Here is a 19,312-nt window from a genome sequence, read left to right as displayed (position 1 = left end):
TTGCTCCGCGATTATCCTATTGCGGAGCACCCTCACTTCTTAATCGAATACATAATAGGTAACCCATGGCTGGCGAAAGAAAACGTGGATTTATCCGTCCTGATGAAGATGATTCGATGATCGAACCACAACGTTGGGGGTTGCCTGATTACGGCGAGCCCAAAGCCAAGCAAGCAAAACAAACCGCGTTTAACTATGACCCGGGTTGGGTACCGAATCTTGAAGAGCCGGAAGAAGAGCAAGCACTTGAGCTAACCGAAGAGCAGATAGAGCTGATCAAGCAAGGCGCTTATCAGGAAGGTTTGTATCAAGGTCAAGAAGCCGGCTTTAAGCAAGGTTACGACAAAGGCAAAGAAGAAGGCCTGCAAGCGGGCCATGCTGAAGGGCTGGAGCTTGGAAAAGCCGAAGGCGTGACCGCAGGTCAAGAATATATTCAACAGCAAGTCGAAACCTTTATGAACTTAGCGAACCAGTTTGCTCAGCCGTTAGAGCTAATGAATGCTCAGGTTGAAAAGCAGCTGGTAGACATGGTGCTCTGTTTAGTAAAAGAAGTCGTGCATGTCGAAGTACAAACCAACCCTCAAATTATTTTGGACACGGTTAAGCAGTCGGTTGAAGCGCTGCCAATATCAGGTCATCCCATTACCTTGCACCTGAATCCAGAAGACGTTGCGATTATTCGCTCAGCTTACGGCGAAGAAGACCTTGATTGCCGCAACTGGACGTTGGTTGCTGAGCCATCACTCAATCGAGGCGACGTCCAGATTGAAGCGGGTGAATCAAGCATTAACTACCGTATGGAAGAGCGCGTCAAAAGCGTGTTGCACAGTTTTTGTGGTGCAAACCGTCATCAAGAGGGTGAATAATCCATGCAAGCATTGGCTGACCGTTTAAGAAACTACAAAGTTGAAGGCTTAACGACGCGCCCAGTTGCCTCTGGCAAACTGGTTCGAGTGGTTGGGTTAACGTTGGAAGCGACAGGCTGTCGCGCGCCAATTGGCAGTTTATGCTTAGTGGAAACCATGTCCGGTCAGATGGAAGCCGAGGTCGTCGGTTTTTCAGGTGATAACCTATTTTTGATGCCAAGCGAGCAAATTACGGGCATTTTGCCTGGCGCTAGAGTGACGCCATTAACCAGTGACGCTGGCTTGCCTGTTGGCATGGAGTTGCTTGGTCGAGTGATTGACGGGGTTGGTAATCCGCTTGATGGACTTGGCCCGTTGTATACCGATCATCGCGCCTCTTTTAATGCTGAGCCAATCAACCCGCTGGCTCGAAAGCCAATTTCAGAGCCACTTGATGTGGGCTTGAAAGCGATTAACGGATTATTGACGGTAGGTAAAGGTCAGCGTATCGGTCTGTTTGCCGGCTCTGGTGTGGGTAAATCGGTCACGCTTGGTATGATGACGCGAGGTACAACCGCACAAGTTGTTGTGGTCGGTCTGATAGGTGAGCGTGGACGCGAAGTTAAAGAGTTTATCGAAGAGATTTTAGGTGAGGATGGACGACGTCGCTCTGTCGTGGTGGCTGCGCCTGCCGATGCTTCACCATTGATGCGTTTGAAAGGCTGTCAAACCGCCTTAACCATTGCCGAGTACTTTCGCGATCAAGGTTTGGACGTTCTGTTATTGATGGATTCCTTGACGCGTTTTGCGCAAGCGCAGCGTGAAATCGCCCTTTCTGTTGGTGAGCCGCCTGCGACAAAAGGCTATCCGCCATCTGTGTTCGCCAAGCTACCTGCTTTGGTTGAGCGTGCGGGTAACGGAAGCGCCGAACAAGGCTCAATTACGGCGTTCTTTACCGTGTTGACCGAGGGCGATGATTTACAAGACCCAATTGCGGATGCATCGCGGGCAATTCTTGATGGTCACATTGTGCTGTCCCGTGAAATGGCGGATGCAGGCCATTATCCTGCGATTGACGTCGAAAAGTCGGTTAGCCGTGTTATGCCGCAAATCACCACTGAAGAACATGTTCTGATGTCGAAAGCGGTACGTCAGGTCTTGTCGATTTGCCGCAAGAACCAAGATTTGGTCTCGATTGGGGCGTACAAGCCGGGCACCGATCCTGCTATCGATGGTGCGTTTACATTGAAGCCAAAGTTAGACGAATACTTACAGCAGAGCATGAAAGAATCGGTGCCATACGATATGTGCGTCAACATGCTTAGAAACATTTTGGGCGGGTGATAGCGCATGAACAATGCGATGGAGTTCCTACTTGAGCAGACTAAAGAGCGTGAAGATCAAGCCGTACTTGCGCTGAACAAAGCGCGCTCTGAACTTGAAGATTATTACCGTCAGGTTGAGCAAATCGAAAAGTATCGCCTTGATTATTGCCAACAGCTTATCGACCGTGGGCAGGCTGGCTTAACGGCAAGCGAATATGGGCATTTAAATCGCTTTCTCACTCAGCTAGACGAAACGTTATCTAAGCAGAAACAAGCAGAAAGTCATTTCAAAGAACAGGTAGAAAACTGTCAAGAATACTGGTTAACAGTACGCAAAGAACGCAAATCCTATGAGTGGATGATCGAAAAGCGTGAGAAAGAGAAACAGCTTTCGGAAGCCAAACGAGAACAAAAGCAAATGGACGAGTTTTCAACGTTGCTTTACAGCCGTCGAGCGAAGCCTTTTTAATGTTTAAAAGTTGATGTTGCTTCCACTTATAACGCTCGTTTTGTCACTGCAGCAATGAGCTTGTTATTGGCGTAATTTTTGCAGATATCTTTGTAGATGAGCATCCCAATAACCTAAACTTGCCACCGTGTGCAATTTAGCAGCGGCCTAGCGCTCGAAGCTGCTGATAATGAGAATTTCTATATGAATGTGAATTTGTCCAATGTTTCTGCGACGAGCAAGACGTCAGTGTCTGACTCTGCCGCACAAGCACCTACAGAAAACGCGGAGAACAAGGGATTTTTAGAAACCTTGACGGATGCGTTTTCAGGTTCACAAAAGTCAGAAAAAGTAGCAACGAAATCACTAAACGGTGAAGACCAAAACAGTGCCGAGATTAACAAGCTTTCGTCTGGCGACGCTGATAGCCAAGATACGGTCACAGACGTGGCTCAAGAGAGCAGTAACGACGCCGAAGAGTTTCTGGCGCAAGAAAGCCATCAAGAGCAAAACCGCTCTGGCGACATGCTGACAGAGCATGCGAACACCATTCAAAGTGATGAAGCAAGCCTACTGGAAGCCAAACTAGGCGAGCACTCGCAAAATGATGCTGATGTCACTGAGAAAGTCGGTTCACTCTCGAACGCCCCTTCAGCTGCTAATGGCGCAAAAAGCGCGATGGGTGAAGGACAACAGCTGCTTGGTCGTATTGAACAAGCGAATCAAACCTTGAAAGCGAATAATGCATCCATCGATAGTGGCAAAGTTTTGCCTCAACGAGCGGGTTTAGAGCACTCGTTCAACGGGCAAACAACAGACATTGATGAACTTGCTTTGAATGACATGCCATCAGCTCAATCGCTTGAACAAGTGCAGGCAATGGCTGGGCAAGGCTTAGAGCCAATTTTAGATAAGAATGGTCAACCTATCGATGTCGATAAGCTCTCGTCTGAGTTTGCTACTTGGCAAGGTCTGGCTAAACAAGTCAGTCACCTAACCGAGAAGGGCATGGTCAGTGGTGACGTTGCCAATGAACTATCGCCACTGGAGGTGGGTTTGGATGGCTCTAAAATTGATGCGCTTCAGCGTGTTTCTTTGGATGAACTCGAACTCATAGATACCAAACTGGCGCAGGGAAAACCACTGACTCAGCAAGAAGCTGAGATCATAAAAGGGTTGAAAAAAGGGACGGTCATTGCCGATATTCCAGAGCAAGATCTTGCCCAGTTTGTTGCGCTTCCTACTGACGTTAAACAGGTTCTCGCCGAGCAGCAAGTACAACATCATTTGGCTCGCCAGGCTGCGCCTATGGGGATGTCTCAGCAAGCCCTTAATTTTACGCCTCAATCAGCTCAGCCACAAGCTGTTCAGAGTACAGATAAAGTCGCATTATCTCCGATGCCAGATGCGTTGGCCGCAGCTCATTTGCCGACGGCGCTTCAAGGCGTAAAGGACGGAGAGGTTAACCAGAAAGTTGTGAATGCCGCATTGACTGCTGGTGCACTTAAAGCGACAGCGGATAAGCAAGATAAACCAGAACTTCAACATGGTTTAGCAGGGCAGCTTCAGGCGATGGCGGGTCAACAAGGAACAAACGTGCAGCAACAAGCGCGTATTGATGCCGCGCAGCAAGCTCAGCTTCCGTTGCAACTGACCAAAGAGCTAGCCAATGAGCAAGTGGCGGAAAAAGTGCAAATGATGATGTCGAAGAACCTAAAAAACCTCGATATTCGTCTTGATCCACCAGAATTAGGTCGTATGCAAATTCGTATGACGATGAACAACGATGTAGCTAATGTGCATTTTACGGTGAACAACCCGCAAGCGCGTGACATCATTGAACAGACGCTTCCTCGCTTGAGAGAGATGTTGGCGCAGCAGGGCATGCAATTGGCTGATTCTTCTGTTCAGCAACAAAACAGCGGGCAGCAGCAAGGTAGGTATACTGCTGAGCAACATGGTCAAAGCGCTCAAGGCAGCGGTTTTTCTGGACAATCAGAAGAGAGCTTTGATGCTGACGTCAATCTGGATTTGAATGTGGCTTCAAAGCGTGATGGAATTAGCTTTTACGCATAACAGGCCGTTTAAAGGCAATAATACAAGGTTACCAAACGACTTCCTTAAGCATCTCGGTAACCTAAAAGAACAATAAGAGACAACAATGGCAGAAGAACAGTTACAAGGGGCCGATGCGCCGAAAGGAAAAGGTAAGTTACTTATCATCATAATCGCTGTTGTGGTATTGCTACTTGGCGGTGGTGCAGCAGCATTCTTTCTCATGGGCTCTGATGAACCAGCTCAAGCTGAAGCGTCTCAACAGGTTCAAGCGAAGGCATCAGATGCCTCGCCCATTGCCTACGTGAATCTTCCTCAGGCATTTGTATTTAACGTTACTGGGGACCGTCGCGACAGACTGGTACAAATTAAAGCGCAGTTAATGGTTCGCGGCGCAGAGAATGAAGAGTTGGCGCGGTACCATTCGCCACTGATTGAGAGCTCTTTGTTATCAACGTTTGCTTCGGCGACGGTTGATCAATTGCGTTCTCCAACGGGACGAGTGGAATTGCGCGATCGTGCTTCCGAAGATATCAAAGCAGCGCTAAACGCTGCGGTCGGTAAGCCAGTGATTGAAAAAGTACTGTTTACAGATTTTGTTATTCAATAGGTAAAACGTGACCGATCTATTAAGCCAAGACGAAATTGATGCGCTATTGCACGGGGTTGACGATGTTGATGACGTCGATGAACCGATAGAAAACGACAACGAAGGTGCCGTCAATTTTGATTTCTCGTCGCAAGACAGGATTGTACGTGGTCGAATGCCGACGCTCGAACTTATCAACGAGCGCTTTGCACGACACATGCGTATTAGTCTGTTTAATATGCTGCGTAAAACGGCAGAAGTGTCGATCAATGGCGTGCAGATGATGAAGTTTGGCGAATACCAAAACACATTGTACGTGCCAACCAGTTTGAACATGGTGCGTTTTCGTCCGTTAAAAGGTACAGCGTTGATCACCATGGAGGCTCGCTTAGTCTTTATTCTGGTAGAAAACTTCTTTGGTGGGGATGGTCGATTCCATGCCAAAATCGAAGGGCGCGAATTTACCCCAACGGAACGCCGCATCATTCAGCTGCTGCTGAAGATTGTATTTGAAGACTACAAAGAAGCGTGGTCGCCAGTGATGGGGGTGGAGTTCGAATATCTCGACTCTGAAGTAAACCCAAGTATGGCTAACATTGTCAGCCCGACAGAAGTGATTGTCGTGAGTTCTTTCCACATTGAGGTCGATGGTGGCGGCGGCGATTTTCATGTCGTTATGCCTTACTCCATGGTTGAGCCGATCCGTGAACTGTTGGATGCAGGTGTTCAGTCCGACAAGATGGAGACAGACGTCCGTTGGAGCTCAGCATTACGTGAAGAGATCATGGATTGTCCGGTTAACTTCCGCGTTAACTTGCTTGAAAAAGACATCTCTTTGCGTGACCTCATGGAATTGCAACCGGGTGACATCATCCCGATTGAAATGCCAGAACATGCGACAATGTTTGTGGAAGACCTGCCGACCTATCGCGTAAAAATGGGCCGTTCGGAAGACAAATTAGCGGTGCAAATTTCTGAGGAAATTGAGCGCCCACATGTAGTCAAAACAGATTTAGCTTTCTTAGGTAAAGACATCATGTCTGAGCTTGAGAATGAAGACGATATAGACGATTAAGATACCTTATTGAACAGACATGCTTTGGCATTAAATAAGGCTTAACACAGGATAGAAAAATGGAACCAAGTGACGATCAAAAGCTAGCAGATGAATGGGCAGCCGCTCTTGGCGAAGACCCTTCTGCACCTTCTGTTGACGTAGATGAAGTATTGGCCGCGCCACTGGAAGAGCTAAAAGACACTTCAAGCCCAATTACCGAAGATGAGCGCCGTAAACTCGACACCATCATGGATATTCCGGTGACGATTTCGATGGAAGTCGGTCGTTCACAAATCAGCATTCGGAACTTGTTGCAATTGAACCAAGGATCGGTTGTTGAGTTGGATCGTCTAGCGGGCGAGTCATTGGACGTATTAGTCAACGGTACACTGATTGCGCATGGCGAAGTCGTGGTCGTGAACGATAAGTTTGGTATCCGTTTGACGGATGTGATCAGCCAAACTGAACGAATTAAGAAGCTACGTTAAGATGAGCCGCTCAATCAAAACGCGATTGACGCAAATCACTGGAGCACTGAGCTTAATGCTGAGTGCTCCTTATGCATTTGCTGCCGCACCAAATAATCTGGATCTTGCGACGACACTTGGCTCGCTTGTGCTTGTGATCGGCGTGATTCTTTTGTTGGCTTGGCTACTTAAACGTATGCAAGTGCCGGCGATGGGACAACAAAAAGGCTTGCGTATTGTGAGTCAGTTGCCAGTGGGCACCAAAGAAAGAATCGCCGTAGTTCAAGTGGGTGAAGAGCAGTTTTTGGTTGGAATTACCAGCCAATCAATCCAAACGTTAGCCAAGTTAGATAAGCCACTGAAAGAGGAAGAGTTGGCGACCAATGCTTTTGCGACTCAATTTAGCCAACTGATCAAAAAACATGACAAAGGGTAACCCGATTCGTTTGCTCCTGAGCACGTTGTTGCTTTTCGTCGGCGTGCTGTTTTCTTCATTTTCGTTTGCTGAGGCAGAGGAGTCTGCTCTGCCTGACAACTTGGCTGATGGAAGTAGCGTCACTGTTCAGGCGATGCAAAGTGATACTGGCGCCAGTCGTGCTATGTCCGTTTCTAGTGGTGGTGGCATCCCTGCGTTTACCATGACCACGAACCCAGATGGCAGTGAAGATTACTCGGTTACGCTGCAAATTTTAGCGTTAATGACCATGCTTGGCTTCTTGCCTGCCATGGTGATTCTAATGACGTCGTTTACTCGAATTGTGGTGGTGATGTCGATATTGCGTCAGGCAATGGGTTTGCAACAAACGCCGTCTAATCAGGTCATCATTGGTATCGCGCTGTTTTTGACCTTCTTTGTTATGTCTCCCGTCCTGAACGAAATCAACGATAAAGCCGTTCAGCCTTATTTGAATGAGCAAGTCACTGCGAGAGAAGCGTTTGATGCTGCACAAGCACCAATGAAAGCGTTCATGCTTAAACAGACCCGAATCAAAGATTTGGAGACGTTCGTAACCATGTCAGGAGAGCAAGTTGAGAATCCAGAAGATGTGTCGATGGCGGTGTTGATTCCGGCTTTCATCACCTCGGAGTTAAAAACTGCATTCCAAATTGGTTTTATGCTCTTCTTGCCGTTTTTGATTATTGACCTCGTGGTAGCGTCGGTACTGATGGCAATGGGTATGATGATGTTGTCACCAATGATTGTTTCGTTGCCGTTCAAGTTGATGCTGTTCGTATTGGTCGATGGTTGGAACTTGATACTTTCGACACTCGCGGGCAGTTTTGCCCTTTAGATAAGTGCAGATAGAGGATAAGACATGACACCAGAAATGTTTGTCGAGCTTTTCCGTGAAGCACTTTGGATGGTGCTTATCATGGTCTGCGCCATTATCATCCCAAGTTTGCTTATCGGCCTTATTGTTGCGATTTTCCAAGCTGCGACTTCCATCAACGAACAAACATTGAGCTTCTTGCCGCGTTTGATTGTCACGCTTTTGGCTCTAATGCTATTTGGTCACTGGATGACGCAAATGTTGATGGAATATTTCTATGGCTTGATTGAGCGCTTACCTCAGGTGCTTTATTAGAGGCGCCTATGGAGTACCCCACTAGCGTTGTCTTAGATTGGATCGCAAACTATTTCTGGCCCTACGTTCGTATCTCTTCCATGCTGATGGTGATGACGGTAACTGGGGCTCGATTTGTCTCACCACGAATCCGCCTTTACCTCGGGTTAGCCATTACTTTTGCCGTCATGCCAGCGATCCCTGCAGTGCCTCAAGACATTGAGTTGCTCTCGTTTCGGGGTTTTATGACCATTGCCGAGCAAATGATCATCGGTATTGCGATGGGCATGGTCACTCAATTTATGATTCAAACCTTTGTCTTGTTGGGACAAATATTGGGTATGCAGTCAAGTTTGGGTTTCGCTTCTATGGTTGATCCCGCAAATGGTCAGAACACGCCATTGCTTGGTCAGCTATTCATGTTTTTGACGACAATGTTTTTCCTTGCCACCGATGGGCACTTGAAAATGCTGCAACTGGTCGTGTTCAGCTTTAAAACACTGCCGATTGGCTCCGGCTCGCTCAACGCGGTTGATTTCCGTGAAATGGCAGGCTGGCTTGGTATTATGTTCCAAACGGCACTGAGTATGTCTCTATCTGGCATTATTGCACTACTTACCATTAACTTGTCGTTTGGTGTAATGACCCGTGCCGCACCACAGCTGAATATCTTCTCGCTTGGTTTTGCTTTTGCTTTGATGGTGGGCCTATTACTTTGTTGGTACATATTGGCTGGCCTTTATAGTCATTATGAAATGTTCTGGACAGTGGGTGAGGCGCAGATTTGTCGACTCATTCGCTTGGAGTGCTAAGAATTGGCAGAATCAGACGGTCAGGAACGCACCGAAGAAGCCACGCCCCGACGGTTACAACAAGCCAGAGAAAAGGGGCAGGTTGCTCGGTCTAAAGAACTTGCATCAGCATCTGTACTGATCGTTGGCGCCATTTCACTGATGTGGTTTGGCGAGGCGTTAGCACGCTCACTGTTTTCCATCATGAGCCGTTTATTTGATCTTCAACGAGAAGAGATTTTTGATACGGCAAAACTGTTTGATATCGCTTTGGGCGCGATGAGTGATTTGTTGTTCCCACTATTTTTGGTGCTAGCTACGTTGTTTACTGCCGCCATGATTGGTGCTGCGGGTGTGGGAGGAATCAGTTTTTCTGCTCAAGCGGCTATGCCAAAGCTGTCAAAAATGAATCCGCTTAGCGGTTTAAAGCGGATGGTCGGAATGCAAAGCTGGGTGGAGTTGATCAAATCAATACTCAAAGTGGTTTTGGTTACTGGTGTGGCGATCTATTTGATCCAAGCATCGCAGGCGGATCTGATTCAATTAAGTATGGATGTGTATCCGCAAAACATCTTCCATGCTTTAGATATTCTGCTGAACTTTATCTTGTTGATCAGCTGTTCACTGTTGATCGTGGTTGCCATCGATATTCCATTTCAAATCTGGCAGCACGCCGATCAGTTAAAAATGACCAAGCAAGAAGTCAAAGACGAATACAAAGAGACTGAGGGTAAGCCGGAAGTTAAAGGCCGTATTCGTATGTTGCAAAGGGAAGCGGCTCAACGTCGTATGATGGCAGACGTTCCTCAGGCTGATGTTATTGTTACCAACCCAGAGCACTTTTCGGTTGCGCTTCGTTATAAACAGAAGACAGACCGTGCGCCGGTAGTGATCGCTAAAGGCACCGATCACATGGCAATGAAGATTCGAGAAGTCGCCCGAGAGCATGACATCACAATTGTACCTGCTCCGCCACTTGCTCGTGCGCTGTACCATACTACCGAGCTAGAACAAGAGATCCCCGATGGATTGTTTACTGCGGTGGCTCAGGTTTTGGCATTTGTATTCCAGTTGAAGCAATACCGAAAGCGAGGTGGTCAGCGCCCCAAAATTCAGGATTACGATTTGCCAATCCCGCCAGAACACCGGCACTAATGCTAAAAGAAGCCTAATTCTAAAAAGGCTAATTGAATCAGATATTAAGCTCTACTTGAGTGTTTAGTCATTATTTTGGCGTTAATTATGGTACATAGCTTGCTTAAAACGCCTTAATTATCAACCATACCTAAACTTTTAGGCCAAAGCGGTCGCGTATTAATAGTAAGAGCTAACGTGACGCTTCAATCGATTGAGATCTCTCGTAGTATGAAGTTAAGCCTGCCATTTGCAGATAAATTGCCACGAATCCCTCAGCGTGAAATGCCAGCTATTGGCGCGCCGGTGATGGTTTTGGCCACCTTAGCGATGGTGGTGCTGCCTATTCCAGCCTTTTTGCTGGATATGTTCTTCACCTTTAACATCGCGTTGTCGATGGTGGTGTTGTTAGTGACCGTTTACACACGTCGTCCGTTGGACTTCGCCGCTTTTCCGACGGTACTGCTGATCGCGACTTTGTTGCGTTTGGCGCTGAACGTTGCCTCGACACGTGTCGTCTTACTGCATGGTCATGAAGGCGGCAACGCGGCAGGTAACGTAATTGAAGCGTTTGGTAATGTCGTTATTGGTGGTAACTACGCGGTCGGCTTAGTGGTTTTCCTCATCTTAATGATCATCAACTTTATGGTGGTGACCAAAGGTGCAGGTCGTATCTCTGAGGTAAGTGCTCGCTTCACCCTTGATGCGTTGCCAGGTAAGCAGATGGCGATTGATGCGGACTTAAATGCCGGATTGATAGACCAAGAACAAGCAAGAGTTCGTCGTTTTGAAGTGACCAAAGAGGCGGATTTCTATGGTTCAATGGATGGTGCCTCGAAGTTCGTAAAAGGTGACGCGATTGCCGGTATTTTGATTCTGTTTATCAACATCGTCGGCGGTCTGTCGATCGGTATGGCGCAGTATGGATTGGGTTTCGGTGAGGCAATTGAAATCTATACTTTGCTGACGATTGGTGACGGCCTAGTTGCACAGATTCCATCGCTATTGCTGTCGATTGCAGCGGCGATGATGGTGACGCGTCAAAACACCGATGAAGACATGGGTGAACAGCTGGTCTTCCAGATGTTCGACAACCCAAAAGCACTGATGATTACCGCAGCTATTCTCGGTGTGATGGGCATCGTACCGGGCATGCCACACTTTGCGTTTTTGAGTCTGGCGGTCGCGGCTGGCGCGGCGGCGTATTTCATCGATAAACGCCAAAAGCAGAAAGCGAAAGAACCGGCTTTACCAGCGAAAGCCGACGAAGGTGCAGAGCCTTCATCACAACGCGAACTGTCTTGGGACGACGTCCAGCCAGTCGATATTATTGGCCTAGAAGTGGGTTACCGCTTGATTCCGCTAGTGGACCGAGACCAAGGCGGAGAACTGTTAGAGCGCGTAAAAGGTGTGCGTAAAAAGCTATCGCAAGATTTTGGGTTCTTAATCCCTGCGGTTCACATACGTGACAACCTTGAACTGACGCCAAACAGCTATCGAATCACATTAATGGGGGTTGCGGTGGGCGAAGCTGAGATTCGTCCGGATCAAGAGCTAGCGATTAACCCAGGTCAGGTGTATGGCATGATTGATGGCGAGCCAACCATTGACCCTGCATTTGGACTGGAAGCTGTATGGATTCGCGAAGATCAGCGTGAGCATGCTCAGGCGTTAGGTTATACGGTTGTTGACTCATCGACAGTATTAGCGACGCACCTGAGCCAGTTATTGACTAATAACGCATCGCAGTTGATTGGTCATGAAGAAGTAGAGAATTTATTAGAAATGTTAGGGCGCAGCGCGCCTAAGTTGGTTGAGAACTTTGTTCCTGACCAATTACCATTAGGTGTGGTGGTGAAAGTCCTACAAAACTTGTTAAACGAGGCCATCCCAATCCGCGATATTCGCACGATTGTTCAAACTTTGGCTGAGTACTCAAGTAAGAGTCAAGAAGCTGACATATTGACGGCAGCAGTTCGAATTAGTCTAAAACGTCTAATTGTTCAAGAAATCAATGGTATAGAGCCTGAGCTGCCAGTGATTACTTTGATACCTGAACTGGAACAAATATTGCATCAAACTATGCAAGCATCAGGAGGCGAATCCGCGGGGATTGAACCGGGGCTCGCTGAACGATTGCAGTCTTCACTAAGCCAAGCGACACAGGAACAAGAATTGAAAGGCGAGCCAGCCGTTCTGCTTACTTCCGGTGTATTACGCTCGACGTTGGCGAAATTTGTGAAGAACACAATACCTAATCTCCGGGTACTGTCTTACCAAGAAATCCCGGATGAAAAACAGATCAGAATTGTGCAAGCCGTGGGTAACTGATCTCACGCATCATTAATGGATTCATAGTTTGAAAATAAAGCGATTTTTTGCCAAAGACATGAGAACGGCGCTGCTCCAAGTGAAAGAGGAGTTAGGCGCGGAAGCGGTGATCATGTCAAACAAGAAAGTGGCTGGTGGGGTGGCGATTGTTGCGGCGATAGATAGTGAATCTAACCCGTCTCAAGCAAGCGCAGCGTCACAACAAAATCGCGGTGCTTCTCAATCGAATCGCTATAACGAACATCGTCAAATGTCATCGTCTTCTGCAGATCGTTATCAAGATCGTCATTTAGATGAAGATAAAATTAGCCTGAACAGTAATAACAGTAACAACGAAAAAACAGGCTCGATGACGCAGCGATTCGCTAACATGCTTAAGCAATATAGTGGTGGTGCAGCAGATGCTGACGATCATGTAGCGGAAAATGAAGATTCGCTCTCTGCTTTATTGCAACGCCAGAATAAGCATCGCGACGGCTACAACCAAGAAAAGCCAGCGCCATATCAACCAGATTCACCTTTGGCGAAGTTAATCGCACAAGATAATCGATTTGAGCGTCCAACGCCGAAGTTGGATCCGACACGCTATGATCGCCGCCGTCCAAGTGATGAGCGAGAAGAGTCTGCCGATGAGCTGGAGAGTATGCGCGAAGAGATGACGTCAATTCGTCGTCTTCTAGAGCATCAAGTCTCTGGCTTGATGTGGCAGGAAGTGGAACGTCGTGAGCCGCTCAGAGCAATGCTGATTAAGCGCTTAGAGCGTATGGGCGTTTCTCCGGAGTTAGCAGACCAAATGGCGTGCTATATCCCGGAAGATACAAAACCAGCGCGAGCGTGGAAAGCGTTGTTGTCGCTGGTGGCGGATCAAATCAATATTCCTAAACAGGACATTTTAAAACGTGGTGGTGTGGTCGCACTGTTAGGTCCGACGGGGGTGGGAAAAACAACCACCGTTGCGAAGCTCGCAGCACGTGCCGCCATGGAATACGGTGCCGACAATGTGGCCCTTGTGACAACAGACACATATCGCATAGGTGCACATGAGCAGCTCTCAATTTACGGAAGAATCATGGGTTGTCCCGTAAGAGTTGCTAAAGATTCTAACGAGTTAGCCGATGTTATATATCAGCTAAGAAACAGAAGACTGATTTTGGTCGATACGGCAGGGATGGGGCAACGAGATGTCAGGCTTTCTGAGCAGCTCGATACTCTAATGCAAGAGAGCGGAGAAGTGATTCACAGCTACCTTGTTTTGCCAGCTACCGCACAACGTCGCGTTCTACAAGAAACGCTGGATCACTTCCGACGCATACCACTTTCGGGTTGTATTATGACGAAGCTTGATGAGTCATTAAGTCTAGGCGAATTCATCAGTGTAGTGATTCAAAACGCAATGCCAGTGGCTTACATAGCTAATGGCCAGCGCGTGCCAGAAGACATTGTGATAGCGCAACCAAAATATATGCTTGCGAAAGCAAATGAACTGTTAGAGAAGTCGACAGAGAACGAACCTCACTTTTGGAACAGTGACAGTGAAGGACTCTAAGGCGGCGGACTACTATGACTGAGAATATGATACACGATCAAGCAAGCGGCCTCCGTCGCTTAACACAACCATCGTTGACCAAAGTGATTGCTGTTACTGGCGGCAAAGGTGGTGTGGGGAAATCAAACGTAACACTGGGTCTGGCGATTTGTATGGCTCGCCAAGGCAAGAAAGTGATGGTTCTCGACGCTGATTTAGGTCTGGCCAATGTGGACGTGATGCTCGGAATTCGTGCAAAACGTAATCTAGGACATGTCTTAGCGGGTGAATGTGAGCTAAAAGAAGCGATTGTCGAAGGGCCTTATGGTATAAAGATAATCCCTGCAACTTCTGGCACGCAGAGCATGACTGAGCTTTCTCACGCTCAACATGCTGGACTCATTCGAGCATTTGGTAGTCTTGAAGACGAAATGGACGTCCTGCTGATAGATACCGCCGCAGGCATTTCTGACATGGTAATCAGTTTTTCGCGAGCAGCTCAAGACGTCGTTGTGGTTGTGTGTGATGAACCAACTTCAATCACAGATGCATATGCGTTAATTAAGCTGTTAAGTAAAGAACACCAGGTCCAACGCTTTAAAGTTGTAGCAAATATGGTCAGAAGCTACCGTGAAGGGCGAGAATTGTTTGCAAAGTTGACGCTAGTCACAGAGCGATTCTTGAATGTCAGCCTTGAACTCGTAGCATGTATTCCATTAGATGATAAAGTACGACAGGCTGTAAAAAGACAAAAAATTGTCGTTGATGCGTTCCCTCGCTCACCTGCCGCTTTAGCTATCAGCTCACTAGCAAACAAAGCGTTAACGTGGCCACTACCGAAAACACCAAGTGGACACTTGGAATTTTTTGTGGAAAGGTTGCTAAATCGTACCGAATTCGCAGAGGACCCTTTTGGTGAATAAAGCGATAACCTATGACCAACATGGCAAGTTTAATAGCCAGCAAGCGTTTATAGAGCGCTACTCAGTGTTGGTTAAGCGCATTGCTCACCACCTATTAGGCCGTTTACCGCCGAGTGTTCAGGTAGAGGATTTAATTCAGGCCGGCATGATCGGTCTTATCGAAGCTCAGCAGAATTATGATGGTTCTAAAGGTGCGAGCTTTGAAACTTATGCAGGTATCCGTATTCGCGGTGCAATGTTAGATGACATGCGCAAAGGCGATTGGGTACCGCGTTCTGTTCATAAAAATAATCGAGAGATTAACCAAGCGATTGCGGAGCTGGAAGGCGAATTAAATCGAGATCCTACTGATTCTGAAGTAGCCACGCATCTCGGTATGACACTGGATCAATATCATAGTGCTCTGACCGATATCAACTGCTCAAAATTAGTCGGTATTGAAGATTTAGGCGTTTCTGATGATGTGATTTCACCTGCAGATGAAACTGATGACAGTAACCCATTCAAAGGGGTTGCCGATGAATCATTTCGAAAAGCACTGGTTGAATCAATAAAACAGCTTCCAGAGCGTGAAGCTTTGGTACTTTCGCTTTATTATGATGAAGAACTCAATTTGAAAGAAATTGGCGATGTGTTAGGCGTAAGCGAATCTCGCGTAAGTCAAATACTGAGTCAAGCGATGCAACGTTTGCGCACCAAGCTCAGTGCGTGGACACAAAATGACTAAAAACACTGATTTTACGATTCAGTGGAGGCAATTTTGAATAAAAACATGAAGATCCTTATTGTTGATGATTTCTCAACAATGCGCCGTATTGTTAAAAACCTGCTTCGTGACTTGGGTTTCAATAACACTCAAGAAGCGGACGATGGTTTAACCGCATTACCAATGCTGAAAAAAGGTGACTTCGATTTTGTTGTAACTGACTGGAACATGCCAGGTATGCAAGGCATCGATTTGCTTAAACACATCCGCGCGGATGCAGAACTTAAGCATTTGCCAGTTCTAATGATCACGGCTGAAGCGAAGCGTGAGCAGATCATTGAAGCTGCTCAAGCAGGCGTAAACGGCTACATTGTTAAGCCATTTACTGCTGCAACATTAAAAGAAAAATTAGATAAAATTTTCGAGCGTTTATAACTCTCTCTTTTTCTCTTTGTTATTCGAGTCATTCATACCAATTATTAAATACCTATTAAATGACTCGTTTAGCGTTTTTAAAGTGATAAGAAGAACTAAACGTAAAAGGGTCTATTCAGAATGATCTCACTAGAGCAGGCGAAGTCACTCGTTCAAATGCTAGAAAACGGGGAACAAGACCAAGCCAATATGCTTGTTGCCTCGATCTACGAAGGTGCCGAGAATCCAATGCTGCAAGAAATTGGAGCCTTAACTCGAGACCTTCACGAATCACTCAAGCAGTTCAGTCTCGATCAGCGCATGACCGAAATTGCGAAAGACGAAATCCCTAACGCAAGGGATCGTCTTAATTATGTGATCGAGAAGACAGAGCTAGCAGCCAACAAAACGATGGATGCAGTCGACTGCTGCCTTCCTATCGCTGACAACCTGCATGATTGCCTTCAGAAAGTTCGTCCTCAATGGAATGAACTCATGCACGGGCGCATCGAGTTAAGCGAATTCAAAGCACTTTGTCACCGAATCGACGAGCTATTAGTTCAAGTCGAAGGTGACAGCACTGAGTTGCGTGGTCAATTGACCGAAATTCTCATGGCGCAAGACTTCCAAGACCTAACTGGCCAGATTATTCGCCGCGTAATTACGTTGGTAAATGAAGTAGAAGGCCGCTTAGTGGAAATCCTAACCGTATTCTCTGGAAATAAACCTGAAGAACACATTCAAGTTTTGTCAGAACCGGCAGATAAAAAGAATACACAAACAAGCGAAGCCGAAGGCCCGATTCTTCATCCAGAACTGAGAGAAGATGCGGTTTCATCGCAGGACGAAGTCGATGACTTGTTGTCCAGTCTTGGATTTTAAAGGTAACGTATGAGCTACGATTTAGACGAAGATATTCTTCAGGACTTTCTCATTGAGGCTGGGGAAATTCTCGAACTGCTTTCTGAGCAGTTGGTTGAATTGGAAAATAACCCAGAAGACAAAGACTTACTTAATGCAATTTTCCGCGGGTTTCACACCGTAAAAGGCGGTGCTGGCTTTCTGTCTTTGGCAGAGCTAGTCGATACTTGTCATGGTGCGGAGAACGTGTTCGACGTTTTACGAAACGGCCAACGCACGGTCACGCAAAACTTAATGGATACGATGCTAAAAGCGTTGGATACGGTCAATACCCAGTTCCAAGCCGTTCAAGATCGTGAACCATTGGAAGCTGCGGATCCTGCCCTTCTTGAAGAACTTCATCGTCTATGTAAACCTGAATCAGAAGATGAAGTCGCTGCAACCGTGGTTGAAGAACCAGTGGTTACTCCTGAACCTGTCATTCCTGAGCCTGTTATTGAAGAATCTGCCGCGCCAGCGTCAAGTGTCGGCTCTGTCGATGAAATTACCCAAGACGAATTCGAAAAGCTGCTGGATGAGCTTCATGGTAAAGGCTCTGCTCCAGGCGCTTCAGAACCTGCGACACCAACAACGCCATCAGAGCCCCCTCAATCAAGTGCGCCATCAGTTGAAAGTGGCGATATCACTGACGATGAATTTGAGCGTCTACTTGACGAACTTCACGGCGTTGGCAAAAGTCCATCAGCGGCAGAGGCTGCAGCATCTGCACCAGCAGAACCTCCTAAAGCGGCAGAACCAGCTGCGCCAGTTGCATCGTCAGCAAATCAAGATAGTGACTTAATGACGGACGAAGAGTTCGAAAAGTTACTCGATGAGCTACATGGTGCGGGCAAAGGTCCTACGCTAGAAGAACTGGATATGGCAACGAAGCCGGCATCAGCAAACGTAGAGGAAAGCCCTGCGAAACCTGAGCCTGCGGTTAAGCCAGCACCAGCAGCTCCAACTCCGGCTCCAGCACCAAAACCAAAACCAGAATCTAAACCTGTCGCGGTGAAAGAAGAGGCGAAAGCGCCAGCGGTTAAAAAGCCTCAGGCCGAGGCAACTGTTCGTGTCGATACCTCGACGCTTGATACCATCATGAACATGGTAGGTGAGCTTGTATTGGTCCGAAACCGTCTATTAAGCCTTGGTTTGAACAGCGACAATGAAGAAATGTCCAAAGCGGTCGCCAACCTTGATGTCGTAACGGCGGATCTGCAAGGCGCGGTAATGAAAACGCGTATGCAGCCAATCAAGAAAGTATTTGGCCGTTTCCCACGCGTTGTCCGTGACTTGGCGCGCAATCTAAATAAAGACATCGTGCTGGAAATGCGCGGTGAAGAAACCGATCTCGATAAAAACCTTGTAGAAGCATTGGCCGATCCATTGATTCACTTGGTTCGTAACTCGGTTGACCACGGTATTGAAATGCCAGACGACCGCGCGAAAGCAGGTAAATCACGCACAGGTAAAGTGATTTTGTCTGCATCACAAGAAGGGGATCACATTGAGCTATCCATCGTAGATGATGGCGGCGGTATGGACCCGAACAAACTGCGTGGTATCGCGGTTAAGCGCGGTATGATGGACGAAGATGCGGCGGCCCGTTTAACAGACAAAGAGTGCTTCAACCTTATCTTTGCGCCAGGTTTCTCAAGTAAAGATAAAATTTCTGACATCTCTGGCCGTGGCGTTGGCATGGATGTGGTTAAGACGGCGATCAACACCTTAAATGGTTCAATCGATATCGATTCTGAGCTAGGGAAAGGCACTAAGATCACCATCAAAGTACCACTGACGCTTGCGATCCTACCAACACTGATGGTTGGTGTTGGCGGTCATCCGTTTGCACTGCCACTGGCATCTGTGAGCGAAATTTTCCACTTGGATCTGAGTCGCACAAACGTGGTAGATGGTCAGTTGACGATCATTGTGCGTGAAAAATCTATCCCGCTATTTTACTTACAGAACTGGTTAGCATCCAAATCACAAAACGTCGAAGAGCGTACTGGTCACGGTCATGTGGTTATTGTACAGATCGGTAACCAGCGCGTTGGTTTTGTTGTGGATACGCTTATTGGTCAAGAAGAAGTGGTTATTAAGCCACTCGATAATCTATTGCAAGGCACTCCGGGCATGGCTGGTGCAACAATCACTAGCGATGGCCATATTGCATTAATTCTAGATGTGCCTGATTTACTTAAGCGATATGCTGCGGCTTCACGCCTTTAAGCAAA

General features: G+C 47.2%; 19 protein-coding genes. All 19 read left to right on the top strand.

What is annotated here, in order from left to right:
* Positions 1-65 precede the first annotated feature (65 nt).
* The 19 genes from fliH to B7360_RS05365 all read left to right on the top strand — a co-directional run bounded on the left by fliH (position 66) and on the right by B7360_RS05365 (position 19,307).
* On the top strand, positions 66-866 hold the full coding sequence (gene fliH, locus B7360_RS05455) for a flagellar assembly protein FliH (protein ID WP_006741700.1): 801 nt from the start codon (positions 66-68) through the stop codon (positions 864-866).
* A gap of 3 nt (positions 867-869) precedes the next feature.
* Positions 870-2,189, top strand: a complete 1,320-nt coding sequence (fliI, locus tag B7360_RS05450) for a flagellar protein export ATPase FliI (RefSeq protein WP_006741701.1) — start codon at positions 870-872, stop codon at positions 2,187-2,189.
* A 6-nt stretch (positions 2,190-2,195) separates the two neighbouring features.
* Complete coding sequence (gene fliJ, locus B7360_RS05445) at positions 2,196-2,639, top strand: flagellar export protein FliJ (protein WP_085342885.1); 444 nt, start codon at positions 2,196-2,198, stop codon at positions 2,637-2,639.
* 183 nt (positions 2,640-2,822) lie between these two features.
* Positions 2,823-4,694 (top strand): flagellar hook-length control protein FliK, encoded by a 1,872-nt coding sequence (locus tag B7360_RS05440; RefSeq protein WP_085342884.1) that lies wholly within the window; start codon positions 2,823-2,825, stop codon positions 4,692-4,694.
* 85 nt (positions 4,695-4,779) lie between these two features.
* Positions 4,780-5,283, top strand: coding sequence for a flagellar basal body-associated protein FliL (gene fliL / locus B7360_RS05435; RefSeq protein ID WP_012841529.1), 504 nt, complete (start codon positions 4,780-4,782; stop codon positions 5,281-5,283).
* A 7-nt stretch (positions 5,284-5,290) separates the two neighbouring features.
* Complete coding sequence (gene fliM / locus B7360_RS05430; protein WP_006741703.1) at positions 5,291-6,337, top strand: flagellar motor switch protein FliM; 1,047 nt, start codon at positions 5,291-5,293, stop codon at positions 6,335-6,337.
* A 59-nt stretch (positions 6,338-6,396) separates the two neighbouring features.
* On the top strand, positions 6,397-6,807 hold the full coding sequence (gene fliN / locus B7360_RS05425) for a flagellar motor switch protein FliN (protein WP_012841530.1): 411 nt from the start codon (positions 6,397-6,399) through the stop codon (positions 6,805-6,807).
* A 1-nt stretch (position 6,808) separates the two neighbouring features.
* A complete protein-coding gene (fliO, locus tag B7360_RS05420) occupies positions 6,809-7,222 on the top strand; it encodes a flagellar biosynthetic protein FliO (RefSeq protein ID WP_046875540.1) in 414 nt (137 codons plus the stop codon).
* On the top strand, positions 7,209-8,078 hold the full coding sequence (fliP, locus tag B7360_RS05415; protein WP_006741704.1) for a flagellar type III secretion system pore protein FliP: 870 nt from the start codon (positions 7,209-7,211) through the stop codon (positions 8,076-8,078). The genes fliO and fliP overlap by 14 nt, the downstream gene beginning before the upstream one ends.
* A gap of 24 nt (positions 8,079-8,102) precedes the next feature.
* Positions 8,103-8,372 (top strand): flagellar biosynthesis protein FliQ, encoded by a 270-nt coding sequence (gene fliQ / locus B7360_RS05410; protein WP_012841532.1) that lies wholly within the window; start codon positions 8,103-8,105, stop codon positions 8,370-8,372.
* Positions 8,373-8,380: 8 nt separating this feature from the next.
* A complete protein-coding gene (fliR, locus tag B7360_RS05405) occupies positions 8,381-9,163 on the top strand; it encodes a flagellar biosynthetic protein FliR (RefSeq protein ID WP_005384463.1) in 783 nt (260 codons plus the stop codon).
* A 3-nt stretch (positions 9,164-9,166) separates the two neighbouring features.
* The gene (gene flhB / locus B7360_RS05400) at positions 9,167-10,297 is read left to right on the top strand and encodes a flagellar biosynthesis protein FlhB (RefSeq protein ID WP_005380490.1); all 1,131 of its coding nucleotides are present in this window, start codon (positions 9,167-9,169) and stop codon (positions 10,295-10,297) included.
* A 210-nt stretch (positions 10,298-10,507) separates the two neighbouring features.
* A complete protein-coding gene (flhA, locus tag B7360_RS05395; RefSeq protein WP_053808936.1) occupies positions 10,508-12,607 on the top strand; it encodes a flagellar biosynthesis protein FlhA in 2,100 nt (699 codons plus the stop codon).
* A gap of 28 nt (positions 12,608-12,635) precedes the next feature.
* Positions 12,636-14,153, top strand: coding sequence for a flagellar biosynthesis protein FlhF (gene flhF / locus B7360_RS05390; protein WP_012841533.1), 1,518 nt, complete (start codon positions 12,636-12,638; stop codon positions 14,151-14,153).
* A gap of 14 nt (positions 14,154-14,167) precedes the next feature.
* Positions 14,168-15,055, top strand: a complete 888-nt coding sequence (locus tag B7360_RS05385; protein ID WP_085342883.1) for a MinD/ParA family protein — start codon at positions 14,168-14,170, stop codon at positions 15,053-15,055.
* Positions 15,048-15,782, top strand: coding sequence for an RNA polymerase sigma factor FliA (locus B7360_RS05380; RefSeq protein WP_048625854.1), 735 nt, complete (start codon positions 15,048-15,050; stop codon positions 15,780-15,782). The genes B7360_RS05385 and B7360_RS05380 overlap by 8 nt, the downstream gene beginning before the upstream one ends.
* Positions 15,783-15,827: 45 nt before the next feature.
* Positions 15,828-16,196, top strand: a complete 369-nt coding sequence (gene cheY / locus B7360_RS05375; RefSeq protein ID WP_017635949.1) for a chemotaxis response regulator CheY — start codon at positions 15,828-15,830, stop codon at positions 16,194-16,196.
* 120 nt (positions 16,197-16,316) lie between these two features.
* A complete protein-coding gene (locus B7360_RS05370; protein WP_006741709.1) occupies positions 16,317-17,057 on the top strand; it encodes a protein phosphatase CheZ in 741 nt (246 codons plus the stop codon).
* A 9-nt stretch (positions 17,058-17,066) separates the two neighbouring features.
* Positions 17,067-19,307: a chemotaxis protein CheA gene (locus B7360_RS05365; protein WP_085342882.1), complete on the top strand. Its 2,241-nt coding sequence runs from the start codon at positions 17,067-17,069 to the stop codon at positions 19,305-19,307.
* The last annotated feature ends 5 nt before the right edge of the window (positions 19,308-19,312 follow it).

This window comes from Vibrio sp. ArtGut-C1, from assembly GCF_002105475.1.
Lineage (GTDB): Bacteria > Pseudomonadota > Gammaproteobacteria > Enterobacterales > Vibrionaceae > Vibrio > Vibrio diabolicus.
Note: the sequence above shows the minus strand (reverse complement) of the source record. Positions and strands in the feature narration are given on the sequence as shown.